The organism is Pseudobacillus wudalianchiensis (assembly GCF_001685015.1).
GTDB lineage: Bacteria > Bacillota > Bacilli > Bacillales > Domibacillaceae > Pseudobacillus > Pseudobacillus wudalianchiensis.
Genome location: NZ_MAYT01000008.1, coordinates 1 through 23647 on the forward strand (window position 1 = coordinate 1; position 23647 = coordinate 23647).

Annotated in this window: 24 protein-coding genes and 2 tRNA genes; 3 read left to right on the top strand and 23 right to left on the bottom strand. The window is 41.5% G+C overall.

What is annotated here, in order from left to right:
* Positions 1-271 precede the first annotated feature (271 nt).
* From lysS to spoIIE, 15 genes are all read right to left on the bottom strand, one after another.
* Positions 272-1756 carry a lysine--tRNA ligase gene (gene lysS / locus A8F95_RS07335; RefSeq protein WP_065409938.1) on the bottom strand — a complete coding sequence of 495 codons (1485 nt, stop codon included), beginning with the start codon at positions 1754-1756 and terminating at the stop codon, positions 272-274.
* A gap of 36 nt (positions 1757-1792) precedes the next feature.
* The gene (gene dusB / locus A8F95_RS07340; RefSeq protein WP_065409939.1) at positions 1793-2791 is read right to left on the bottom strand and encodes a tRNA dihydrouridine synthase DusB; all 999 of its coding nucleotides are present in this window, start codon (positions 2789-2791) and stop codon (positions 1793-1795) included.
* 13 nt (positions 2792-2804) lie between these two features.
* Positions 2805-3017, bottom strand: a complete 213-nt coding sequence (locus A8F95_RS21655; RefSeq protein ID WP_077247261.1) for a helix-turn-helix domain-containing protein — start codon at positions 3015-3017, stop codon at positions 2805-2807.
* Positions 2969-3496, bottom strand: a complete 528-nt coding sequence (gene folK, locus A8F95_RS07345; RefSeq protein ID WP_065409940.1) for a 2-amino-4-hydroxy-6-hydroxymethyldihydropteridine diphosphokinase — start codon at positions 3494-3496, stop codon at positions 2969-2971. Before folK ends, A8F95_RS21655 begins: the two co-directional genes overlap by 49 nt.
* Positions 3486-3860, bottom strand: a complete 375-nt coding sequence (folB, locus tag A8F95_RS07350; protein ID WP_065409941.1) for a dihydroneopterin aldolase — start codon at positions 3858-3860, stop codon at positions 3486-3488. Before folB ends, folK begins: the two co-directional genes overlap by 11 nt.
* Positions 3861-3864: 4 nt before the next feature.
* Positions 3865-4680, bottom strand: coding sequence for a dihydropteroate synthase (gene folP, locus A8F95_RS07355; protein ID WP_065409972.1), 816 nt, complete (start codon positions 4678-4680; stop codon positions 3865-3867).
* Positions 4681-4781: 101 nt separating this feature from the next.
* Positions 4782-5708, bottom strand: coding sequence for a cysteine synthase A (gene cysK, locus A8F95_RS07360; RefSeq protein ID WP_065409942.1), 927 nt, complete (start codon positions 5706-5708; stop codon positions 4782-4784).
* Between the two features lie 153 nt (positions 5709-5861).
* Positions 5862-6743 (bottom strand): Hsp33 family molecular chaperone HslO, encoded by an 882-nt coding sequence (gene hslO, locus A8F95_RS07365; RefSeq protein ID WP_065409943.1) that lies wholly within the window; start codon positions 6741-6743, stop codon positions 5862-5864.
* An 18-nt stretch (positions 6744-6761) separates the two neighbouring features.
* Entirely contained in the window at positions 6762-7526 is a 765-nt protein-coding gene (locus A8F95_RS07370) for a type III pantothenate kinase (protein WP_049666078.1), read from the bottom strand.
* 287 nt (positions 7527-7813) lie between these two features.
* Positions 7814-9811, bottom strand: a complete 1998-nt coding sequence (gene ftsH / locus A8F95_RS07375; protein WP_065409944.1) for an ATP-dependent zinc metalloprotease FtsH — start codon at positions 9809-9811, stop codon at positions 7814-7816.
* A 114-nt stretch (positions 9812-9925) separates the two neighbouring features.
* On the bottom strand, positions 9926-10480 hold the full coding sequence (gene hpt, locus A8F95_RS22985) for a hypoxanthine phosphoribosyltransferase (protein ID WP_049666072.1): 555 nt from the start codon (positions 10478-10480) through the stop codon (positions 9926-9928).
* A 12-nt stretch (positions 10481-10492) separates the two neighbouring features.
* Positions 10493-11872, bottom strand: coding sequence for a tRNA lysidine(34) synthetase TilS (gene tilS / locus A8F95_RS07385; protein ID WP_077247262.1), 1380 nt, complete (start codon positions 11870-11872; stop codon positions 10493-10495).
* Positions 11873-11949: 77 nt separating this feature from the next.
* A complete protein-coding gene (locus A8F95_RS07390; RefSeq protein WP_065409945.1) occupies positions 11950-12909 on the bottom strand; it encodes a protein kinase domain-containing protein in 960 nt (319 codons plus the stop codon).
* A complete protein-coding gene (locus A8F95_RS07395; RefSeq protein WP_065409946.1) occupies positions 12884-13618 on the bottom strand; it encodes a VWA domain-containing protein in 735 nt (244 codons plus the stop codon). The genes A8F95_RS07390 and A8F95_RS07395 overlap by 26 nt, the downstream gene beginning before the upstream one ends.
* A gap of 85 nt (positions 13619-13703) precedes the next feature.
* Complete coding sequence (spoIIE, locus tag A8F95_RS07400) at positions 13704-16235, bottom strand: stage II sporulation protein E (RefSeq protein WP_425414980.1); 2532 nt, start codon at positions 16233-16235, stop codon at positions 13704-13706.
* A 162-nt stretch (positions 16236-16397) separates the two neighbouring features.
* On the opposite strand from spoIIE, the gene A8F95_RS07405 reads away from it, so the two are divergent.
* The 3 genes from A8F95_RS07405 (at position 16398) to A8F95_RS07415 (ending at position 17328) form a co-directional block, all read left to right on the top strand.
* A tRNA-Met gene (locus A8F95_RS07405) sits at positions 16398-16471 on the top strand.
* Positions 16472-16591: 120 nt separating this feature from the next.
* Positions 16592-16663: transfer RNA gene (locus A8F95_RS07410), tRNA-Glu, on the top strand.
* A 248-nt stretch (positions 16664-16911) separates the two neighbouring features.
* Entirely contained in the window at positions 16912-17328 is a 417-nt protein-coding gene (locus A8F95_RS07415; RefSeq protein WP_065409948.1) for a VOC family protein, read from the top strand.
* Between the two features lie 100 nt (positions 17329-17428).
* Here A8F95_RS07415 and A8F95_RS07420 read toward each other — a convergent pair whose 3' ends face one another.
* The 8 genes from A8F95_RS07420 to spoVT form a co-directional block, all read right to left on the bottom strand.
* Positions 17429-17872, bottom strand: a complete 444-nt coding sequence (locus A8F95_RS07420) for a S1 domain-containing RNA-binding protein (protein ID WP_065409949.1) — start codon at positions 17870-17872, stop codon at positions 17429-17431.
* An 82-nt stretch (positions 17873-17954) separates the two neighbouring features.
* Positions 17955-18353, bottom strand: coding sequence for an FtsB family cell division protein (locus A8F95_RS07425; RefSeq protein WP_065409950.1), 399 nt, complete (start codon positions 18351-18353; stop codon positions 17955-17957).
* A gap of 16 nt (positions 18354-18369) precedes the next feature.
* Positions 18370-18981, bottom strand: coding sequence for a spore cortex biosynthesis protein YabQ (yabQ, locus tag A8F95_RS07430; RefSeq protein ID WP_065409951.1), 612 nt, complete (start codon positions 18979-18981; stop codon positions 18370-18372).
* A complete protein-coding gene (gene yabP / locus A8F95_RS07435) occupies positions 18978-19277 on the bottom strand; it encodes a sporulation protein YabP (RefSeq protein ID WP_065409952.1) in 300 nt (99 codons plus the stop codon). The genes yabQ and yabP overlap by 4 nt, the downstream gene beginning before the upstream one ends.
* A gap of 248 nt (positions 19278-19525) precedes the next feature.
* On the bottom strand, positions 19526-19786 hold the full coding sequence (locus tag A8F95_RS07440) for an RNA-binding S4 domain-containing protein (RefSeq protein ID WP_065409974.1): 261 nt from the start codon (positions 19784-19786) through the stop codon (positions 19526-19528).
* 23 nt (positions 19787-19809) lie between these two features.
* The gene (yabN, locus tag A8F95_RS07445; protein ID WP_065409953.1) at positions 19810-21273 is read right to left on the bottom strand and encodes a bifunctional methyltransferase/pyrophosphohydrolase YabN; all 1464 of its coding nucleotides are present in this window, start codon (positions 21271-21273) and stop codon (positions 19810-19812) included.
* A gap of 33 nt (positions 21274-21306) precedes the next feature.
* Complete coding sequence (locus A8F95_RS07450; RefSeq protein ID WP_065409954.1) at positions 21307-22893, bottom strand: putative polysaccharide biosynthesis protein; 1587 nt, start codon at positions 22891-22893, stop codon at positions 21307-21309.
* 157 nt (positions 22894-23050) lie between these two features.
* On the bottom strand, positions 23051-23587 hold the full coding sequence (gene spoVT, locus A8F95_RS07455; protein WP_065409955.1) for a stage V sporulation protein T: 537 nt from the start codon (positions 23585-23587) through the stop codon (positions 23051-23053).
* Positions 23588-23647 lie beyond the last annotated feature (60 nt).

Below are 23647 nucleotides of genomic sequence, written 5' to 3' on the forward strand. Positions count from 1 at the left end.
TGTTCAGTTTTCAAAGATCAATTTTTCTTTTGTCGTTTTTGGCGACCTCTTAAATATATCATTTCTCGACTTCGTTGTCAACAACTTTTTTCAAATGTTTTTTAATCAAATGATGTTCGTCGTTAGCAACGAATATAAATATACCATCTCTTTTTCTCGTATGCAAGTACTTTTTTAAAATAGTTTATTTAACCTAAATAGTTATCCTTTAAACCTTATGCTGCTCTTTTTTTCAAAAAATAAAGGATCGCCAGAAGCGATCCTTTAGAAATTAATCTCTATGTCTCATTAACGGGAAGAGAAGTACGTCCCGGATAGAAGGAGAGTTTGTTAACAGCATAACAAGACGGTCAATTCCTATGCCTAGTCCACCTGTTGGCGGCAGTCCGTATTCCAATGCTTCGATGAAGTCATCATCCATTTCATGTGCTTCATCGTTTCCTTGCTCTCGTTCTTTCAATTGCGCCTCAAAACGTTCACGCTGATCGATCGGATCATTTAGTTCCGTAAACGCGTTCGCATGCTCGCGTCCTACAATAAATAACTCAAAACGATCTGTAAAACGTGGATCTTCCTCATTTTTCTTCGCAAGAGGAGAGATTTCAACTGGGTGACCATAAATGAACGTAGGCTGGATTAATTTTTCCTCTACTTTTTGTTCAAAGAACTCATTAACAATGTGTCCGTATTGCATTGTTTCTTTATATTCAATGCCATGCTCTTTAGCTAGCGCACGGGCTTGTTCATCCGTCATTTCCTGCCAGAAATCCACACCTGTATATTCTTTAACAGCATCCACCATATGCAAACGGCGCCATTGTGGTTCTAGATTCACTTCATATTCTCCATAAGTGACCGTTGTAGTACCATGTACCTCCCGTGCAATGTGAGCGATTAAGTTTTCTGTCAAACGCATAATATCTTGATAATCCGCGTAGGCTTCATATAATTCAATCATCGTAAATTCTGGATTGTGACGAGTAGAAACGCCTTCATTTCGGAATACACGGCCGATTTCATATACTTTCTCCATACCACCGACGATTAGGCGCTTTAAATGAAGTTCGATCGCAATACGCATATAAAGCTCCATATCAAGCGCATTGTGATGCGTAATAAATGGACGTGCTGAAGCTCCCCCTGCAATGGAATGCATCATTGGTGTTTCTACCTCTAAATAGCCATGATCGTCTAAATAACGTCTCATTGACTGAATGATGCGGCTGCGAGTGATAAACGTCTGCTGACTTTCTGGACTCGTAATTAAATCTAAATAACGTTGTCGATAACGCTGTTCAACGTCTTTTAATCCATGGAACTTGTCAGGAAGCGGACGCAAAGCCTTTGTCAAGAATTCATACTGGCTGACTTTAATCGACAGCTCTCCCACTTTTGTTTTAAAAATTGTACCAGTCACTCCGACAAGATCACCGAGATCGGTCATATTAAATATTTCATACGCTTCGTCTCCGATTGCATCTTTACGTACATAGATCTGGATTTGTCCTGTTAAGTCTTGTACATGAGCAAAGCCTGCTTTTCCTTTTCCGCGCTTTGTCATAATACGTCCAGCAATTTTCACTTCTATTTCTTTTTCTTCTAGCTCTTCTTTAGAAAGCTCTTCATAAGCGCTAATAATGCCTTTAGCTGTGTGCGTACGTTCAAAGCGTTTGCCAAAAGGATCGAGCCCTTTATCTCTTAGCGCCTGCATTTTTTCTCTTCTAACCAGCAACTGATCGTTTAATTCCTCACTCATTTCATTCACTCCTATTCCTATGATCGCCCTTACAAGTTATCCGGCTTGAACAGCCGCTTCTTTCTCTTCTACTTCTTGAACAAAGTTAGACAGCAAGCTGGCTAATTGTTCTCTCGTCTCGCAGGAATTGACCTCCTTGCGTACACTGGCATTGCCACGAATACCCTTTAAATACCAGGCAGCATGCTTCCGCATTTCACGCACGGCAATATTTTCATTTTTTAAAGCAATAAGGCGATCGAGATGCAATAAACAAACGTCTATTTTTTCACGTGCTGTAGGTTCTCCAATTAATTCGCCTGTTTCTAAAAATTTGACCGTACGATAAATCATCCATGGGTTACCGAGGGCGGCGCGGCCAATCATCACTCCATCCACGCCTGTTTCCTCCAGCATCCGCTTAGCGTCCTGCGGAGTTTCTACGTCGCCATTTCCGATTACCGGGATGTTAACTGATTGTTTTACTTCTTTAATGATATCCCAGTTTGCTGTTCCTTCATACATTTGGACACGAGTCCGTCCATGAAGAGCTACTGCCTGTCCGCCTGCTCTCTCTACCGCTCGAGCATTTTCGACTGCATAAATGTGATCTTCATCCCAGCCCATTCGCATTTTCACTGTCACAGGCTTGTCAACAGCATCTACTACTGCTGATACCATCTCGTAAATCTTATTTGGATCAAGAAGCCATTTCGCTCCGGCATCACATTTTGTGATTTTAGGAACAGGACAACCCATATTAATGTCAATAATATCGGCATTTGTATTTTTATCAACAAAGCTTGCAGCTTGTACAAGCGTCTCTTTCTCTCCTCCAAAGATCTGCAGGCTCAGTGGTTTTTCTCTTTCATCAATATAAAGCATGTTCATCGTTTTCTCATTCTGAAAAACGATTCCTTTGTCACTAACCATTTCGGCACAAACGAGTCCGGCGCCAAACTCTTTTACTGTCAGACGAAAAGCAGAATTACAAACTCCCGCCATCGGTGCAAGAACAACCGGATTCTTTATCTCGATGTTTCCGATCTTTAACATACTGATCACCTTTCTAGTTTTTTTCCGGCGGACACAATTCCTCAGTCGATATATGCAAAACTTTCGATATTTCCTTCAATAACTCATCCGACAGCGGACGACTGCCTCTTTCCACCTCACCGAGAACAGAAACTGATACTCCAAGCTGGTGAGCCAATCGCTCTTGAGTAAAACCCTTCAACTTCCTAAAAGCCCGGATTCGTCTTCCCGATTGATCTGTTTCCACAGGCGCACACCTTTCCTTTCTTCGATACTTGAAAGTGCTTCTTCAAGTGGCATATCACTCTCTGGAGAACAAATGTTTGGATTTATTTCTATTAAAGGAACAAGTACAAAAGCACGTTCATGCATTCTTGGGTGCGGAACGATAAGTTTCTCTGATTCAATATTGTCTTGATTATACATTAAAATGTCAAGGTCTATTATTCGCGGCCCCCATTTAAACTCCCTAATTCTACCAAGCTCTTGCTCAATAGATAAACATAAATCAAGCAGTTCTTCTGCCGATAAAGAGGTGGTTACTTGAATAACCATATTTAAAAAAGCAGGCTGATCCGTGTAGCCAACAGGCTCTGTTTCATAAATAGAAGAAAGCTTTCCCACTGTAACCGCTTCATACGATTGAAGTAAGTGCAGCGCAGCTTGTAAGTTAGCAAAGCGATCTCCCAGATTGGTTCCTAACGATAAAAAGGCCTTATTCTTCATCTCTCGTTCTTCTCCTCGTTATTTCAACAGCTACATGATTGTAATGTCCAGGAATGGGCGGATCAGGTTTAATGACTTTAATCGTACAAGCTGCTACTTTAGGAAAGCTTTCTAACAGAGCAAAAGAAATATGTTCAGCTACCGCTTCCAATAAGTTAAATGTTCGGTTCTCTACGATTTCCTTGCATACTTTATAAATCTCCCCGTAATTCACGGAATCTTCCAGGTCGTCTGACTGTCCGGCCTTTTGCAAAGAAACGTCGAGTACAGCGTCCACTCGAAAGCGCTGGCCAAGCTTGTTTTCTTCCGGAAATACTCCATGGTAACCATAAAACTCCATACCTGTTACATAAATTTTATCCATACCTTCACTCCTTCCCAACGATTGCATCCATCATTTTTGCCATCCGGCTAATCGGCTTTACATCATGAACACGAAGAATATGGCAGCCTTTTTCAATACCGAAACAACAGATAGCCCCTGTTCCTTCCATTCGTTCTTTTACCGGCAAGTCCAGAACATGTCCCACTATCCTTTTTCGAGAAGCGCCGAGAAGTACCGGAAATCCAAGAGCTGACACTTTATCTAGATTTTGCAGCATAAGTATATGCTGGTCCATATCTTTAGCAAATCCAATTCCCGGATCAAGAATAATCTTTTCTTCAGGTACACCTGCTTTAACGGCGATGTTAATACTGTCATATAAATCAAGCAATACATCCCTAATAAAGGATTCATAATTCATGTCGTCTCTATTATGCATAAGAATAATAGGAGCATTTTTTTCAGCTGCTACGGCTGCAATCTCGGGATCTTTTTTCGCTCCCCAAATGTCATTGATAATATGGGCTCCTGCTTCTAATGTCCGTCTCGCAGTTTCCGCTTTATACGTATCAATCGAAAGTGGTACATCTATACTGGATGAGACCGCCTCAATAACAGGGACGACTCGCTCCAGTTCCTCTTCTGCCGAAATAGCTGTATAACCTGGCCGTGTAGATTCACCGCCGACATCAATAATATGAGCCCCATCCTTCACCATCTCTTTTGCATGGTGAACAGCTGTCTCTATCTCATTAAAACGGCCACCGTCAGAAAAGGAATCAGGCGTTGTATTTAAAATACCCATCATATAGGTTTTTTTTGTGAAATCTAGTTCATAGGCTCCTGCTGAAACTTTCATTTTTTTTACCCCTTCCATCTTTCTATCCTTTTTATTTTATCATGTCTAAACGATACAAAAATAAAAACAGACTGATTTCTCAGCCTGCTTTTTCGATTTCTTTACTTTTCCTCAAAATCATACAATGGAGTACTTAAATAACGTTCTCCGTTACTTGGAATGATGGCGAGTACCTTCTTTCCTTTTCCCAGCTTTTCAGCTACTTGCAATGCAGCAGCAATGGCCGCACCTGAAGAAATTCCGCCTAGAACTCCTTCTTCGCGAGCAACTTTACGAGCTGTTTCAAACGCTTGTTCGTTCTCGATTGTAATGACTTCATCATACACTTCCGTGTCTAGCACTTTTGGAACGAATCCAGCGCCGATCCCTTGAATCTTATGAGGACCTGGCTTTCCACCGGAAAGGACTGGAGAATCAGCTGGCTCAACTGCATAGATTTTTATTTCAGGAAACTTTTCTTTCAACACTTGGCCGGCTCCTGTGATCGTTCCGCCTGTACCGATACCGGAAACAAAAGCATCCAATTGATCCATCTGTTCGACAATCTCTTTCCCTGTTGTTTTCCGGTGTATTTCTGGATTCGCTTCATTTTCAAATTGCTGCGGCATGAAATAACCGTGCTCTTCAGCAAGTTCTTTTGCTTTGCGAATCGCTCCATTCATTCCTTCAGGGCCAGGTGTTAGCACAAGTTCTGCTCCATAAGCACGAAGCAAATTACGACGCTCCATACTCATCGTTTCCGGCATTACTAAAATAGCACGATATCCTTTTGCCGCCGCGATCATCGCCAGCCCAATTCCTGTGTTACCGCTCGTTGGTTCAATGATCGTTCCGCCCTTTTTAAGGCCGCCGCTTTCCTCTGCTGCCGTGATCATTGCTAAAGCAATCCGATCTTTTACACTGCTTCCCGGATTCATGTATTCTAGCTTTAAATACACATCTGCACTATTTTCACTTACTACATTATTTAACTTCACAATAGGAGTTTGACCGACTAGCTCAGCCACTGAATTTGCCACACGTACCATTTCATCCACCTCAATACCGAGTATTTTTATTGGTTATATAGAATTTACCAATTTTTTTGCTAAAAGTCAATCGTTTTACTTCTTAATATACGAGTAAATTATGAAAAAACCTGCAAAACATTCTTTGTCAGCAGGTTTTTTCCGTTTATTCGATTAAATAGAAGCGGCTTCTCTCAATTCTTCAAGCTCATCTCTTGTGAAAATATATTTCTCATTACAGAAATGGCATTGGGCCTCTGCTTGTCCGTCTTCATCAATCATTTCTTGGATTTCCTCTTTTCCAAGACTAACAATCGCATTACCGAACCGTTCTTTTGAGCAAGTACATTCAAAGCTGACTGGCATTTGGTCAAGAATCTTTACATTTTCTTTTCCCAAAACATAATAAAGAATTTCTTCAGGAGACATTCCTCGTTCAATTAACTTCGAGATCGGAGTCATGTTGGAAACTTTCTCTTCAATTAGAGAAATCACTTCTTCCTCTGCCCCTGGCATAATTTGAACAATAAACCCTCCTGCCGCTAAAATGGAGTTATCCGGATTAACAAGCACCCCTACTCCGACCGCAGACGGCACCTGTTCTGAAGCGACAAAATAATAAGTAAAATCCTCTCCAAGCTCTCCGGAAACGATCGGAGTCTGCCCGCTAAAGTGTTCCCGGAGACCAAGATCCTTTACGACTGTAAGCAGCCCATTCGTTCCAACTGCACGGCGTACATCCAATTTGCCATGCTCATTTAAGTCAAAATGAGTTTGCGGGTTCGTCACGTATCCACGAACTTTACCTTTCGAATTGGCGTCCACAAGGATCGCTCCAATAGGACCGCCACCCTCTATTTTGATAGTGATTTTTTCCTCACCTTTTAGCATCGCACCCATCATAACACCAGCTGTCATCGCCCGGCCCATGGCAGCAGAAGCAGTCGGCCATGTATAATGTCTTCTTTGTGCTTCATTTATCGTTTCTGTTGTATCTACCGCATAAGCACGTACTTGGCCATCAAAGGCTAATGCTTTTACTAAATAATCCTTCATAGGAAAACTCCTTTCTTCTTAAAGGTTGCGTTTGTAAATCAGACATAACCCTTTAAGCGTTAATAGCGGATCAATGATATCAATCGACTGTGCTTCCTCTCCAATTAAAGGAGCCAGCCCTCCAGTTGCTACCACAGTCGGCTGCTTTTTACTCTGCTCTTTCATTCGGTTCACTATGCCATCTACCTGGCCTACGTATCCATACAGAATTCCAGCTTGCATGGCTGCTACAGTATTTTTACCAACAATATGATCCGGTCTAATGATTTCTATACGGGGCAATTTAGCCGCTCTTGAATAAAGGGCCTCCGTAGAAATATTAATTCCTGGCGCAATCGCACCGCCCATATAGTTGCCTTCTTCATCAACATAACAATAAGTAGTAGCAGTTCCAAAATCTACGATAATTAAAGGGCTGCCATATTCATGAATAGCGGCCACTGCATTAACAATCCGATCCGCCCCTACTTCCCGCGGATTTTCATATTTGATATTTAAACCGGTTTTCATTCCCGGACCAACAATCATCGGCTTTATATTAAAATATTTCTGGCACATTTGCTCTAATGAAAACATAATGGGCGGTACTACAGAAGAAATGATAATTCCTTCAATTTGATCAAACGTAATTCCCTCATGCTGAAAAAGGTTTTTGACTATCATGCCGTATTCGTCTTCTGTTTTATTACGACTCGTTTCAATCCGCCAGTGAAATTTCAACTCATCTTCTTCATAAACGCCCAACACAGTATTTGTATTCCCTACATCCAACACAAATATCAAGACTCTCACCACACTCATTTAAACTTTTATTGCTGCCATTCATCATATCACATAAAAGCGGTGACATCATTATGTCATGCCTTCCAGAACAAAGGATTTTTTTAAAAAGGTACAAGCTCGATTTTATCCTGTAAAAATCAAGAGGCGGTCAAACCTGCGAAATAAAAAAACCTATTTTAGTTTATCATTCCCCATAAAATAAAAAAGCGCCGATTCAATCGGCGCTCTAAAGTATACAAAAAATCTTTTCTGTACAGCATTAGGCTGATTGAAATCGGCGTTTTCGATTAAACTCTCGGGTCATCTTCCCGATCATTCGGCTGCTGTTCTTTCTCTTCCGAAACAGGTATAGTATTGTCAGTTTCAGAAGGTTCTTCCTTCTTCTGGACATTAACAACCATTTGCTCGTCTTTAGAAAGCTTGAGCGTTTCTGCCCCTTCATCCGTTTCGTACTTGCGCTCTGGCAATGTACCATGGTCAACGAGATGTTTAATTTGAGCAGCATCTAACGTTTCTACATCAAGAAGAGTATTAGCAATTAACTCTAATTTATCGCGGTTCTCAGTTAAGATATTCTTCGCACGTTCGTAACACTCTTTAATAATTCTTTGGATTTCAAGATCGATTTCATACGCAATTGCATCTGAATAGTTTTGTTCGTTATTAAAGTCACGTCCAAGGAATACTTGGCCGCCTGAAGTCTGGCCAAATTGAAGTGGACCGAGTTTATCACTCATTCCAAATTCAGTTACCATTCGGCGGGCGATGCCTGTCGCGCGCTGGAAGTCATTATGGGCACCAGTAGATACTTCACCAAAAATGATATCCTCGGCTACACGGCCACCTAGCAAGCCGGTGATTTTATCAAGAAGCTCCGGCTTTGTCATAAAGTAACGGTCTTCCTTCGGCAGCATAACAGCATAGCCGCCAGCCTGGCCGCGTGGAACAATGGTTACTTTATGAACCATTTCGGCTTCATCAAGCACAAGACCAATCACAGTATGCCCCGCTTCGTGGAAAGCAACAATCTTTCTCTCCTTCTGAGAAATAACACGGCTCTTCTTAGCAGGTCCTGCGATCACTCGGTCTGTCGCCTCGTCGATATCACGCATATCAATTTTCTTCTTATTGCGACGGGCAGCCACAAGCGCTGCTTCGTTTAGTAAGTTTTCAAGGTCCGCACCTGAGAAACCTGGTGTTCTCATCGCAATAGCTTTTAAATCAATTGAGTCATCAAGCGGCTTGTTGCGCGCATGAACACGCAATACTGCTTCACGGCCATTTACATCCGGACGATCAACTGTAATTTGACGGTCAAAACGACCTGGACGCAATAAGGCAGGGTCTAAGATGTCAGGACGGTTTGTTGCCGCAATAATAATGATTCCTTCATTGGCACTAAACCCATCCATTTCAACTAAAAGCTGATTCAACGTCTGTTCGCGTTCATCATGTCCGCCACCAAGTCCGGCGCCACGCTGACGGCCTACTGCATCAATCTCATCAATGAAAATGATACAAGGAGCGTTCTTTTTCGCGTTTTCAAATAAATCACGTACACGAGAAGCCCCGACCCCAACAAACATCTCTACAAAGTCAGAACCACTGATGGAGAAAAACGGTACTCCTGCTTCTCCCGCTGCTGCTCGCGCAAGCAACGTTTTACCAGTTCCCGGAGGTCCAACTAAAAGAACTCCCTTTGGAATTCGCGCACCCAACTCGGAGAATTTGCGCGGGTCTTTTAAAAATTCAACTACTTCTACGAGTTCTTGCTTTTCTTCATCTGCCCCTGCTACATCTTTAAAGCGTACTTTTTTCTTTTCATCATTGTACAAGCGGGCTTTGCTTTTTCCGAAGTTCATCACTCGGCTGCCGCCGCCCTGCGCCTGATTCAATAAGAAGAAGAATAAAAGGAAAATAATTAAGAAAGGAATAATTGTTGTGAAGAAAGATACCCAGCCGCTGGTCTCTTTGGCAGGCAAGATTTCTACTTTAGAATCCTTTGCTGCGTTATCAATGCGGTTCAGCATATTCTCACTGTTCATTACGTAAGTAAGAAAAAATTCACCTTCTTGTGCACCCTTGAGTTGTCCGCGAATTTCATAGACCCCTCTTTCCGGCTGCATGGAGAATGAGTCTACCTGATCCTTTTCCAGATAGGAAACAAACTCATTGTACGTTATATTCTTATTCGGTTCATTATTGTTATTGAAATAACTGACAACCCCAATAATGACAAGGAAAACTAATAAATAAAATATGGTATAACGAAAAATTCGGCTCATCCCTTACCTCCTCCCACGGTAAAAATACTGTATTCAATACTATCATAGAAAATCTTGGTATTACAACTATTTGGCATGTAGATCGGCCTATTCATATATGCTGATCAACCTTTCTTAACCGTTATCCTCTTCCGTATATACTTCCGGTTTTAAAACGCCGATATAAGGAAGGTTTCGATATTTCTCTGCAAAGTCAAGTCCGTAACCGACAACGAATTCATCAGGCACATTAAATCCAACGATGTCAGCTTCAATCTTTGCCTTTCTGCCCGTTGGCTTATCTAAAAGCGTCACAATTTTAATGGATTTTGCTTTTCTGTATCGGAAAAGCTCCACTAGATAGCTCAGCGTCAAGCCACTATCAATGATATCCTCAATGATTAATATATCTCTGCCTTCTACTGAAGTATCTAAATCCTTTACAATCTTTACTTCCCCTGATGAAGTAGTGGAGCGGCCATAACTCGAAACGTCCATGAAGTCCATTTCTAAATAAGTATCCATTCGCTTAATCAAATCAGACATGAAAGGCAAAGCCCCTTTTAAAACTCCAATAACGAGGGGAAACTTATCTTTATACTCTTCTGTAAGCTGACGACCAAGCTCTTTCACTGTCTCTTGAATTTCTTCCTCGGTAATCAGTACTTTCTCGATATCCTGATTTAACAATTTGTTAGCCTCCTAGAAGTGATTGCGTATATAAATTAATATTAAATGGTTGCCATTAGAACCGGCTTTTTCATACCTAGATCTCTTCAACCCAGGCACCCAGAGCAGTTTCCCCTCGCTATCTGTTACGATTGGCCACTGATCACGCCTTGCAAGGACCACTTTCTCATCGATAAATAAGTCTTTTAATTTTTTTGAGCCGTTCATGCCCTTTGGCTGAATTTTATCGCCTTTTTTCCTTGTTCGAATATAAAGCGGGAGCTTCACCTTCTCCTCAAGCATCATGTATTCATATTCACCCGTTACTTCGGGGGCTCTATCAGTCAATAGAAACTGGCCTCCATAAGGCCAAGAAACCTGGTCTCCACAGTTCAGCTTAAAAGTATATTCCCTTTTTTCTGAAGCATTAAATCTAAAGACACATAATTGGTATTCCCGGCAGACTTTCAGCCCATGCGGCAAGTCCAATTTCCATGAGGATTTGTCTTCCTTTAAAAGCTGTAAAATCTGTTGAATATGTATGTAAGAGAAGGGCTTTTTTCCTTTATAAAGATAGTTTAATATTAGATGAATCCCTCTTTTTTGTAAAGGCAAAGGCATTGACTGAAAGCTCTCAATTTCAAAGGAGCACATACTGTCATCCTTTTGCCATATATTCTTCATTTTCTCCTTTGTTAATTCTTCCAAAAATCTGTTATCTTCATTCAACTCTTCACTAAATCTTTGGAAATGCTCATGAACTTTGCGGTTTTCCTCTTTTAAAAAAGGAAGCAGCTCAAGTCGATAACGGTTGCGGGTATAGACAGGCTTCTCATTGCTTGGATCCCTCTGTGGATTAAGCCGATAATGAAGGCAATATTCTTCAATCATATCCTTGTTTACGGAAAGAAGCGGCCGAATAATCTCTCTTTTTCCGAAAGCTCTGCGAACTGGAATTCCCGTTCGGCTGCTAGACCCCTTCACGAGCTGCATCATAACAGTTTCTATCTGATCATCTCCATGATGGGCAAGTGCCAGCTTGTCAGCTGAAAACTTCTCTAGTCCTCTCTCAAAAAATTCGTATCGTACCCGACGTGACACTTCCTGCAATCCCCCGCCTTCTTCCTCCAATTCCTTTGCTATATTAATTCTTTCTGCATAAAAAGGAATCTTTTTGCTTTCACAAAATTGTTCAACAAACTGTAACTCCCGGTAAGACTCCTCTCCTCTGAACATATGATCCAAATGGAGAGCAAACACTTCAATATTGAATTCTTTACGTTTTCTCTCCAAATAAGAAAGCAACGATAAAGAATCTGGACCACCTGATACACCGACAGCAACTTTGTCGCCCTTGCTGATTAATTGGTGATGAGTAATAAATTGTTTAACGTTCTCTTCATATGCCAGCATCTATTCCTCTTCCTGCTCTTTTTATTGACTATATTAACACTTTCTAAAGATAACAAACAAAAAGAAAAAGTTTATCTTTAAATAAGCAGTTCTGTCAGCACGTAGAGGACATACACAACGGCAATAAACAAAACAGCCGCTAAAGTAAATAAGCCCCGCTCTTTCCTCTTTTGTTTATAAATCGCCCTTCCGTTGTTTTTACGGACAGCTGATCTCCTATTTACCGGTTCTTTTTTCTTTGTCTCGCTATTAAGTGAAACGAGCAGCTCTGTTCGCATAGCACTGGCGGAAGAATACTTTCCTTGCAACGCTTTTATTAATACAGGAGCAATAGCTTGCAGCTCCTTCTTTTGCCTAACTTTAGCTTCTAATTGTTTTATGCCTTCCTCATTTCGTGAAAATCGCTCTGGATACACTAGGTTGATGGCTACCATCGCAGCGGCAAATAAATCATAAGAAGGCTCTGCTTTTCTGGATCCTGCACGCCAATAACCCCTGTCAAAAAATTCTGTATACTCTTTGATAGCACGCCCCATTTTAGTTGTGCCGCCAACATCTATACAACGGAGAGCAAAAGGCGGACCCGAGACGATTAGATTATCCGGTTTAATATCACCAAAGATCCAGCCGGCTTCGTGAAGCGTCTGTAAGTTTTCTAACAGCTGCAATAGCAAAACACCAATCCATGATGAACCTCTCATCCGGATAAAAGCAGACAGTGTTGGTCCCTGTATGTATTCCATCACATAAAATGGCTGCACTCCGTACCCGCTCTCCCAATCATCAGCATCTAACAAAGAAGGTCCAAGGGAAGACCCCTGGACCTTAGCAAACGCCTTCAAAACGTTCATTTCAGCTGTGATGGATAATGAGTTACTGAATTTCAGCGCAGCAGCCCCGTCTGGCCCATTCACTAAATAGACTGTTCCGGTGGCTCCCCGGCCGAGCAGCCGCTCCACCAAGTAAGCTTGACTATGCCATTTCCCATGTATGACAGTTCCCCGGCCAATATTAAACTGATTTCTCGATGTATTCATCGCCACCTGATAACCAGCCTTTCCTGCTTCGTTTCTTTTTAAATTGGGAAATAGCTTCACGAATAGCAGGTCCAGTTGGTGTTAATCCTCCCGGAGACAGCTTCGAGAACAGAGATGTTAAAGAGTCTAACTTAGGTGTCCAGTCAAGCAGCTGTTCCGTATCTTTTCTTTTCCCAGGAAATATTGATAAGGAAAAGAGATTGCTCCCCATTCTCGCATTCATGCTTAGTGACAAATCAAGCAACGCTTCTTTTACAGTCGGCAGCTTGCTTTTCATACTGGCGCTCGTATCAACTAAGATCAATACCTCTAAGTTAGCTGTTTCACCGAGCTCGTCCACCACTTCCATTACCTCGCCACGCGTATCCGGCGGCAACGACTCCATACCAGTGTCCTTATTCAATATCTTCTTTAATTGTTCATTCACTACTCCTTGCAGCGTCTGGGTCATAGCTTGTCTTGTCACCATCTGCACTGTGTGGGAAAGCTGCTTGGCAAAAACGGTTTGACTGATCCCTCCTCCTGAAAGAGCAATCTGATCAATTTCCTGAAGTCCTCGCTCATCTGTAGCTTGATCATCTATCATTCCAATAACATTAACGGTAATTCCCTGCTCTCGAGCTAAAGCAGCCATAGCAACTGGATCTTCGCCATGATTTGAGCAGCCATCCGTTAGCAGCAAAATTTGCTTAATCGTCCCTTGCTTCATCATAACCCCTCCAACCTTCACGAGTTATTACCAGCCTCGCCATAAAGAGGGAAAATTATACTTATAAAGGGACAAATTCACCACCTTAAGAAATTTTCTTTTTCTTTTTTGAAAAACCGAACTGCATTGGAATGGATGTCCATTTTGGCAGGTTGTGTTCTACTTTTGCCACTACCACCGTCATATCATCTTCAATCTCTCCTGATCTTGTTCGAATAACTTCTTCAATAAGTAAATCAGCAATCATTTGCGGGTCATCCGTTTCCATTTCCTGTATTTTTCTCTTCATCCATAGGTCTTTGTTTTCTACATTTTTTGGCCCTTCAAAGATTCCGTCACTCATCATGATAATTAAGTCTCCAGACTTAAGCTGTTCACTCACTACATCTACCTCGAATTCCTGTAAAATACCGATTGGCAGATTGCTTGCTTCTATTTTCATTATTTTGCTGCCTCGTTTAATAAAGCTTGGCGTCGACCCTACTTTTAAAAAGTTAGCTACAGCATCCTGCAAATCAATAATCACAAGATCAAGAGTGGAAAAAATTTCATCGGTTGTCCGCAAAGACAGAATAGAGTTGACCGATTTAATAGCCACCTTTTCCTCGATGCCTGATTTCAAAATTTGCTGCAGCAGCCGAAGCGTTTCATGACTCTCATAATGAGCCCTTTCTCCATTCCCCATTCCGTCACTAATCGCAACAGCATATTTCCCTGCCCCGAGCTCAATGGTAGAATAGCTGTCTCCCGAAACTAATCCGCCGCCCTTAGCCGCATGAGCTACTCCTGTTTGTACAGCAAAAGCTTTGGCAGAACGGAAAATCACATGGCACATGCCAGCAGGCCCCCCGTCGAAGTCTTCTTTATGAACGATGACATTATCGCCTAAAATATCAGACAGCATAGGGGCGATCACCTTTTGACATTCTCCATGGTTATTGCAAGAAGCGGGCAGGCTAATTTCAATGTCTACATTGCTTTTTTGCAGACTATATATATCGACGTAATCAATCTCCAATCCAAATGACTCGATCGCTTCTAATATTTGTTCTTCCTGATTGTAATGATTTTCCCGTTCCCGTTGAATTTCTTCCGCAAAATCACTCATGACTTCAGAAACCCCTCGCAACTGCTCTGCCACAAGCTTCCTGCTATCATGAACTTGCTTTTTTAACTTTTGATTGGCCTGATAATAAGTTAGCTGCTGCTTAATGGCTTCTTCCACTCGACCTGGGCGGAAACAATGGGTATCCAGCTCTCTTGACAGTCTTTGACTTAGCCCTGCTTGTCCTTCATCTAATTCATACAGCACATCTTTCATTAAATGATAAGTATGATGGAAATTTTTTGTCCAACACTGTTCTTTCTTAAAACATGTTTGACATGTTTTTTCTGTTACATGGCTTAAAAACATATCTAACTCCCGCTCTTCGTAATTATCCAGCGCTTCAATATTGTACTGAGAAAAACTTTTTGACAGCGCTTGGAACACTTCGGAAAATTGTTCTACCCTGCTCGCTGTTACATCCCGCATCTTCCGTAAATATTGTTGCTGTTCATTTGAATGCTCGGCTGTCCCCGGTATAAGCTTTGCAAGCTGATCGGTAAGAATTTTAGGCGTTAAAAACAAGAGCGCTACAGCCACTAATGATTCATACAATGTTTGGGTAAGAGGAACACCTTGCTCTCCGTACATTCCAGCGAGCAGAGTGGCAATGATAAGCCCCCCTGCCGCTCCTGCTTTCCGCCACTCTTTTAACAACCCGCCAAGCAAACCAGCAAAAGCAAGCAGGCTCATTTGAAAGAAACTAGAAACACTGGCGAGACTAAAGATCAGTCCGGTGACTACACCGACAGTAGACCCGACTGCAGCGCCGGAAATAAACGAGAAAATAAGTACCAAATATCTAGAAAAGATGTGTTCAATCGATAAACCATAGAGAGACCAGCCGATCGTACCTGATGTAATGGAAGCAAGCATAATAATCAAACTGACAATCTCTTCTGTTTTTAATGCTTTAATCCGCTTTTTTAGTGATAAAAAAGGAATGGTTTGCATAAAAATGAGTGTAAGTACAAAGGCCAAAGAAGATTCAATTACAGCCATTAACAAATCATAAGGGACAAATTGCTGGCCATTTTGAAAATAAGCAAAGCCTATTTTCACTGCCATAGCCGTAAAGAAAACAAAAAATGGCAGTGACACTATATCTTCTTTATGAAAGTTTTTTAGCATTCGGTAGGCGACTAGGAAGACAGCTATAGAAAAAAAGGAATAGCTCATTTGCTCGATGGACAAGGTTAAAGATCCGGCAAGCAAGCCTATCAAAGCAAGCGGTGCACAGTCACGCCTTAGCATGAAAGCAGCGGCAAAAAAAGGAAGACCAAACGGCGTTAAATGAGACAAAATTAATGCTCGACCTAACAAAAAGCCTATAATCAGTAAAATAAACCCTTTTTCAAGCAGCAGTACTTGCAACTGAGTAAAAAACTGTTTAAGCCCTTTGAATACCTCCACCTTCGTCTCTTCTAATCCCACATGATTGACCGGCTCTGTTAAACTTCTTTCCGCTTTCTCCACAGTTAACAACTCCCATCCACGTTTCTTTGCTGCCATTATACAAAACAACGGTTTCAAAGTTTGTCAAAAAGAGAAGGCTTGTCAAAAAACCGTTCGACAGCAAGAAAAGCCACTTTTTTCAGAAACCGTAAAAAAGAGATTGACAACTCAGTTTATCCTCAGTATTATAGTCATTGTGCTTGAATTTCTATTTATCATGGCGGTGTAGCTCAGCTGGCTAGAGCGTACGGTTCATACCCGTGAGGTCGGGGGTTCGATCCCCTCCGCCGCTATTAAAAACCAAATTTCGTTTAATAGCGTTTTTGTATCAGCTTCTGGAAAAAGTAGACAGCTATGATTTACTTAGCTATTCAAACTCGTAATCTACATTTATCATTCTAGTTTTTTACACTGGCCCGTTGGTCAAGCGGTTAAGACACCGCCCTTTCACGGCGGTAACACGGGTTCGAATCCCGTACGGGTCATCGGCAAAAAAACCAGATTTCTACGGATCCAAGCGGTCTGTCAGAGATCTGGTTTTTTATTTTGCCTATCATTCGTCAGTTTCTATATGTTATAAAAAAAGCGGCTCTTTTGCCGCTTTTTCTTGTATCCTCCTATCTTATCGCTTTTTATGCAATTTCTTGCTCGGTTTATTGACATCTTTCTCTTTTTTTAGTTGACAACGTTCAGCTGTGCATCTATATTTTCCATATTAAAATAAAAAGAGGTGATGAAATTGAAGGGACAAGCTACGCCTTATTTAACATTTAACGGCAACGCCAAAGAAGCACTTAATTTTTACGCACAAACCTTTCAAGCAGAAATACAAAGACTTCAAACATTTGGAGAAGCAGATTATCCAACGCCTCCGGAAGCGGCAGACCGAGTGATGCATGCTCGTTTAAGTAAAGGAGATTTTCTTATAATGGTCTCTGACACTTTTCCGGGACAAGATGTTCAGATCGGAAACCATATTTCTCTGGCATTAACTTTTGAGAGCAAAGAAGAAATTCAATCTGTATACGAGAAGTTACAGCAAGAAGGAACTATTCAAATGGAATTGCAAGATACATTTTGGGGCTCCACATATGCTAAATTACAGGATAAATTTGGCACCATCTGGCAGCTAGACTGCCCTAAACAATAAAAAAAGCTGCCTTGCAAGGCTTATAAGGCCTTGCAAGGCAGCTTTTTTGCTGCTGAATGTTTTTCCGATCAGTTCATAATTATAGTTAAATAGACAGCAATTAACCCCTTTTCGCTCCTCTACCGCCGCGGCGCGATTCTGTTTGGCGTTTCAAGGTAGACAGACGATCTTCACTTTCCTTGAGAAAGCGGGCCATTTTTTGTTCAAAGTTTTCTTTCGGAGTTGAATAGCTTCCTCCTCCTCTTGGTCCTTTAGAGCGGAAATCATTATTTCTTGGACGGGGACGATAGGATTGCTGTTGCTGCGGCTGGTCTTTCGCTTTGCGGATGGACAAACCAATTTTTCCATCGCTTTCCACATTAATGACTTTTACTTCTACTTCATCGCCGACCTTTAAATGGTCGTTGATGTCTTTTACATAGTTGTCCGCTACTTCACTAATGTGTACTAATCCAGTTGAGCCTTCTGGCAGTTCAACAAACGCTCCAAATTTAGTGATCCCTGTCACTTTACCTTGTAACTTGCTGCCTACTTCGATTGACATAAAAAAAATGTTCCTCCTTAGAAATGATCAAACTTTAACCTTTATTATATTACGAAAAAAAAAGGTGTCAATATAACCCTTCTTATTCTTTACTTTTCCCATTGCTTTCCTCTGATTCAGGAAGGTTAAATATAATCTCTCCATCATCAGATAAAAAGTACTTTTTTCTCGCGAGTTCCGCAATATATTCATCGTCTTCTAGTTTCTTTAATTCTTCCTCGTATCGTTTCTGTTGCTGCTTCAGCTCTGCCAGCGATGCTTCTGCTTTTTCTTTCGCTAGCTTTTGTTCTTCTAGATGGGCCGTCCGTGAATAAAGAGTCGACATTAAGCCCACAGAAATCATCAGAGCTACGACAACAAAGGCAATCAGCCTCCTGTACAGCTTCTTTTTGTGCCTTGCCATAAATAAGTCTTTTCTCGCACGGCTGAAGACAAAGGCGTTTTTCAAGGCAGTTACTTTACTTTTGTTCAAACCGCTCATTTCCCTTCCTCCCGGCTCATTTTTTCCAACGATTTGCTTGATTCATAACCTTATTCTTGATTGATAAGAAAAATCCTGCCAGTTTCTCTTTTAAATTAGTTGCTTTTTTTTGTAATTTTTCAGGAAAAAAGCGCCAAATCAAAAGAATAGGCGAAAAAACAATCTTTCCTATCCATAATAATAGGGAAAGGGTAGTTTTGGCAAGAAGTAGAAAAGACTGGCCCACTATGGTGGCAATGGTGATAACTGCTTTTATAATCAACTTAATAGGGAGGATAATGAGAAAATAAAAACATTTTTTTAAGAAAAGGAAAATATTCACTATAGTTAAGATGATCTGCTCAAGAAGCCGCATATAAAACCCTTTAAATAAAGCCTGGTAAGCTGAATACCCACAAAGCAAGGCGAGAAAAAGATACAGGCGGACTTCACCGAAATTAACCTGGTATAAGCAATAGAATATTAATAAACCAAACACACACCAAAACAAAATATCTGTAAAAAAAGAGATAACTCGCGGGCGGGTCTGCCGCTTTAAAAATCTTTGATAAGTGTCCAACAGGGCGCCGAAAAAGATTCCCATAGCGATCATCGACAATAACGTTTCGAATTGAACAGTTAATGTCATTTGAACAACTTACTGAACAATCCTTTTGATTTATCGCCCGCAGACTGATCTGTGTAAACCAAACTAGAGATACGCCCTTTAATCGCTACGAGACCACGGTCTACATCTAAGTTTTTCATCTGCAAATTTTCGCCTTTAATCACGAGCATGCCCATAACAGTCAGCAGTAAAAATTCCTCGCTATCGAAACTTTCTACTTGCTTTACTCCGGTGATCTCCATGATCTTTCTGCCTTGCATGACAATATCATGACCGTCAGCTGAGCGACTATTAGTAGAATCATACATCTGATTCATTTTTCTCCCCCTCACTGCAAAGTACAAGCTTTGCCACTAAATGTATGCAGCCAATAGCAAAACTATGAGGGGCAAGAAAAAATTTAAAAGCACCAGGCCGTGTTTACGAGTGTCCTGCTTTATTTATCGCTCTAACCTTTTTATTCACATTCGCAGCTATTTGTTCCTGGCTCCCGGCTTTTTGTCAAAAATAAAAGTACTCACAAAGGCTTGCTCTATGAGTACTTCTCATTTACCAGCCGACTCTTTTATTCATTGATTCTCTCTTCTTTTACTAACTCATACATACCGGCGGCTTCTTCTTTTTTTGTCGTTTCTTGCAATTTTTGTACTTTTACAGTTAGAACACGCTGTCCGAGCCGAATAGACAGCTCGTCCCCTTCCTTCACATTAGAGCTCGCTTTCGCGGTAGTCCCATTAATAGCAATTCTTCCTTGATCGGCTACTTCCTTTGCTAATGTTCTCCGTTTAATCAATCGTGAAACTTTTAAAAACTTATCGAGTCTCATCGTCGACATGGTTCTCTCTCCCTTTACAAACCTATATTTTTAGCTTCATCCCAAAATGCATCCAGCTCATCTAGAGTAAAATCATCAAATGAACGTCCGCTCTCTTTTACCCGTTTTTCTACATGAGAAAAACGGCGGTAAAACTTTTCATTCACTTTAGCGAGCGCTTCTTCCGGATGAATATGATAAAACCGCGCCACGTTAATAAGCGCAAAAAGGGTATCACCGAATTCATCGAGCTGTTTGCTGCTGTCTTCATTCTTCACTTCATCCAGAAACTCCTGCCACTCTTCTAATACCTTCTCAATCGCTCCGTTGGCATCATCCCAATCAAATCCTACTTTGGCCGCCTTCTTTTGGAACTCATAGGCGCGCAGCAGAGCAGGCAGCCCTTTTTCTACTTCGTCGAGTCGGAAAGCTTGTGTTTCTCCTTTTTCCTCACTCTTGATCTTTTGCCAGTTTGAAACCACCGCTTCGGCATTTTCTGCCTCTACATTACCAAATACATGTGGATGACGGCGAATCATTTTCCGGGAAATTGATTCGATTACATCTTCTATAGAGAACATGCCCTCATCTTCACCAATTTGCGCATGAAGCAGAACTTGCAGCAGCACATCCCCCAGCTCTTCAATCATATGATCATCATCTTCTTGATCGATCGCATCCAGCAATTCATAGGCTTCCTCAATCAAATATTTCTTTAAAGACGTATGTGTTTGCTCCCGATCCCACGGACAGCCGTCTGGTCCCCGCAATGTAGCGATGATTTGACGCAATACAGAAAATTCTTTGTACGTATCCTCTTCTTTTTGCACAGGTGGCACGTATAAGGACGTGAGGTTATTCAGCGTGACCTGACGATCTAGCTCATAAAGAGGCAGCGTTTTTGTTTGCTGCTGTGTGCTTCCTGCTGCTGTCACAATCGTCACTTCATAATCGTCCGGATACTTTTCCATTAAGGTTAATTTCACATCGGAAGCAACATAGGCATCGTACACTTGTGCAATGACAATATGCTGAAAAATGTTGATGTCTTCCTTTTTTAAGGACGTGCCGTCAAGAAACTGAAACCCTTCTATTGGATCGGCTTCAACCGAAGCAAACAAGTCATCAAGAAAACTATGGCCCCCCGCAATGTTGACTTTCAGTTCACCTACGTGCCCTTTCTCAAGTAAAAGCTGCACTGTTTTCTCAGCGACAATAGGGTGTCCTGGAACTGTATAAATAATATTTCCTTGTTCCTGAGCTTGTGTGATTAATAAGGAAACAATCTCTTCATAGACAGCTTCAAATTGATCATGCTTTTCATATATGTGATCAAAGCTTTCAAAACGAACTCCTTCTTTCTTCAGTTCGTCAATCACTGGATGATCGAGCGTACGGGTAAAAACCTTCCCAGATTGTAATAATAGACGATATATACCAAGGGGCAGCTGGTTTATATCTCCGGCGCCGAGACCGGCAATCGTAATAGATGGCGTCATGTTCCCTCTCTCTTTCCATTGTAATTTTTTGGCTCAACTGATTTTTTTACTCAGTCTGCTGCCGAAAGGAATTTGTTGAAGTTCTTCTTCCGTAAAAAGCTTTAATTTTAAAACTAAATAAATAAAAATAAATGCTCCAATAGCGACACTGCTTAACGCCATTCCGACCATTGCTGCTCGGTTGCTCTCTTCTAGAGGAAAAATGTACTCCCATAACACTCTCCATGCCTGCAGAACAGCTGTCATACAAAAAACGGCAAGCAAGGCTTTGCCTGCTGCTTCTTTTTTTATAAAGGCGGTTTTCCACTTTTTCCGAAGAACAATCGTTAAAAAGACAGACATCCAAGCAAAGGCTAACAACGTAGCAGCCGCTGCTCCAGCTGTTCCAAACAGAGGAATCAAAACAACGTTGCCAATATACTTAAAAAGCATACCTGTTAACACGGCCAAAGCAGGCGCAAAGTCTTTGCCGAACCCTTGCAATATCCCCGTCAATGTAAGCACAAGCGAACTAAAGAGGATGGATGTGCAAAAAACAGAAAGCACAAAGGAGCCATTGCTGTTTTCAAAAAGCATCGTATTAACCGATTCCATAATATTTATGAGTCCTGCTGTGGCCGCCAGCCCGAATGTAAAGCTTACCTTCAATGCCAGTTGAATATAATTGTCCAGCTCCTGACGAAAGTTTCTGCGGTAAGCCGATGTCACGAGCGGTACAATGGTCAAGGCAAGGGAAGCAGCCGCTGTTGTGCCAAGCTGTAAAAGTGGCTGACCGCGATCATAAGTTCCTTTAGCCATTTTAGCTTCCCATTCCCCCATGCCTTCTTTTATTAATCCATGATATAGATTAAATGAATCAATTAATTGAAACAATACAATTCCCATACTCGACAGACAAATAGCGGCTGCCTGAATGAAGAGCAGCTGAATTTCTTTCTTCTTTATAGTACTTTCAAGCCTTATTTTTCTGTCAGAGATCAAACCGCTCTTGTGCACGAAGTACAACAGAACCGCCGTCGCAGCGAGACTGCCGGCTATCGATCCTGCAAAGGCACCTGATCCTGCCGTGTAAAGCGAAGCACCTCTTCCGATTAGAATATAAGAGAATAATAAAATAGCTCCAACTCGTACTGATTGCTCCACCGTTTGTGAAACAGCTGTCGGAACCATATTTCCATCTCCTTGGAATGTGCCCCTCCACACTGTTAATAACGGAATGAATAAAAAAGAAAAAGCAACAATCTGGAGGAGCGGCTGTAAAGACGGATCTCCCATTTTACCGGATATAAAGCCTGACCCGAAAAAGACAATTCCCCATAGTAAAATGCCCGTACAGCTTGTTACATAATAAGAAAGACGGATAGCTTCTTGTCTGCGCCGCGGATCACCCGCCGATTCAGCTATTAATTTAGAAATAACAACAGGAAACCCATATGTAGCTAATGCATTCGCAATTCCGTAAAAAGGATATATTTGCTGATAAATATAAAAACCAATATCACCAACGATGTTTTGAAATGGGACCCGGTATACCGCACTTAACACTTTTATAAACACAGCCGCTATCGTTAAGATGGCTGCCCCCTGCATTAATGAATTTTTCTCTCTCCATGGCAACATATAGCACTCTGCCCTTCTAAACATGCTGCTTCCAACTTAATATATTTACATAGAAAAGTGCAAGTGCCTTGTTTAGCCCCGACCAGCACACGCTCTCTCCACTCAACGTTTTTGTCCATAAAAAAGGAAGCAGTGCTTCTCCTGCTTCCTTTCCCAATTAACTTTCCATTTGTTTAGCTAAGAAGCTGGCAGCCGTTTCTGCTGATTTTCTCTCTACTTCACCTATTGAGCGTTCATCAGAGAAAATAACGACTACTCCAATTGGATCACCGCCTGCAATAATAGGGGCGAGTGTGTAAGATTGAACTTTTTCTTCGCGGCCATCTACAAATGATACTTGAGATTGTGGATGCTGCAGTACGCTTTGCCGATCATCCATTGCTTTTTCAATAACTTCTCCAATGCTTTTGTTTACATATTCTTTCTTCGATACTCCAGCAGACGCAATAATGGCATCACGGTCACAAATTAATACAGCCGTGTTTAAGCTGTCATTCAGTGCCTCTGCATACTCCTCAGCGAAATCGCCTAACTCACTAATAGGGGAATATTTTTTTAAAATAACTTCTCCATCGCGATCAACGAAAATTTCTAACGGATCCCCTTCTCTGATCCTTAACGTGCGGCGGATTTCTTTTGGGATAACGACCCGTCCTAAATCGTCGATTCGACGAACGATACCAGTTGCTTTCATCTTATGTTGCCTCACTTTCCTCAGATGATGGATTGACAATGAATCAACGATACCTGACCG

Bases quoted from the DNA above. Each gene is read 5' to 3' on its own strand.
- A8F95_RS07390 (WP_065409945.1), bottom strand. From the start codon at position 12,909: ATGAATACATCGAGAAATCAGTTTAATATTGGCCGGGGAACTGTCATA.
- spoIIE (WP_425414980.1), bottom strand. From the start codon at position 16,235: ATGGCAGCAAAGAAACGTGGATGGGAGTTGTTAACTGTGGAGAAAGCG.
- A8F95_RS07420 (WP_065409949.1), bottom strand. From the start codon at position 17,872: ATGTCAATCGAAGTAGGCAGCAAGTTACAAGGTAAAGTGACAGGGATC.
- A8F95_RS07450 (WP_065409954.1), bottom strand. From the start codon at position 22,893: ATGTTGCCATGGAGAGAGAAAAATTCATTAATGCAGGGGGCAGCCATC.
- dusB (WP_065409939.1), bottom strand. From the start codon at position 2,791: ATGTTAAAGATCGGAAACATCGAGATAAAGAATCCGGTTGTTCTTGCA.
- yabQ (WP_065409951.1), bottom strand. From the start codon at position 18,981: ATGACATTAACTGTTCAATTCGAAACGTTATTGTCGATGATCGCTATG.
- A8F95_RS07395 (WP_065409946.1), bottom strand. From the start codon at position 13,618: ATGAAGCAAGGGACGATTAAGCAAATTTTGCTGCTAACGGATGGCTGC.
- yabN (WP_065409953.1), bottom strand. From the start codon at position 21,273: ATGACGCCATCTATTACGATTGCCGGTCTCGGCGCCGGAGATATAAAC.
- spoVT (WP_065409955.1), bottom strand. From the start codon at position 23,587: ATGAAAGCAACTGGTATCGTTCGTCGAATCGACGATTTAGGACGGGTC.
- lysS (WP_065409938.1), bottom strand. From the start codon at position 1,756: ATGAGTGAGGAATTAAACGATCAGTTGCTGGTTAGAAGAGAAAAAATG.
- hslO (WP_065409943.1), bottom strand. From the start codon at position 6,743: ATGAAGGATTATTTAGTAAAAGCATTAGCCTTTGATGGCCAAGTACGT.
- tilS (WP_077247262.1), bottom strand. From the start codon at position 11,872: ATGCTGGCATATGAAGAGAACGTTAAACAATTTATTACTCATCACCAA.
- yabP (WP_065409952.1), bottom strand. From the start codon at position 19,277: ATGAATCAGATGTATGATTCTACTAATAGTCGCTCAGCTGACGGTCAT.
- ftsH (WP_065409944.1), bottom strand. From the start codon at position 9,811: ATGAGCCGAATTTTTCGTTATACCATATTTTATTTATTAGTTTTCCTT.
- folK (WP_065409940.1), bottom strand. From the start codon at position 3,496: ATGAAGAATAAGGCCTTTTTATCGTTAGGAACCAATCTGGGAGATCGC.
- A8F95_RS07415 (WP_065409948.1), top strand. From the start codon at position 16,912: ATGAAATTGAAGGGACAAGCTACGCCTTATTTAACATTTAACGGCAAC.
- folP (WP_065409972.1), bottom strand. From the start codon at position 4,680: ATGAAAGTTTCAGCAGGAGCCTATGAACTAGATTTCACAAAAAAAACC.
- A8F95_RS07440 (WP_065409974.1), bottom strand. From the start codon at position 19,786: ATGAGACTCGATAAGTTTTTAAAAGTTTCACGATTGATTAAACGGAGA.
- folB (WP_065409941.1), bottom strand. From the start codon at position 3,860: ATGGATAAAATTTATGTAACAGGTATGGAGTTTTATGGTTACCATGGA.
- cysK (WP_065409942.1), bottom strand. From the start codon at position 5,708: ATGGTACGTGTGGCAAATTCAGTGGCTGAGCTAGTCGGTCAAACTCCT.
- A8F95_RS07425 (WP_065409950.1), bottom strand. From the start codon at position 18,353: ATGAGCGGTTTGAACAAAAGTAAAGTAACTGCCTTGAAAAACGCCTTT.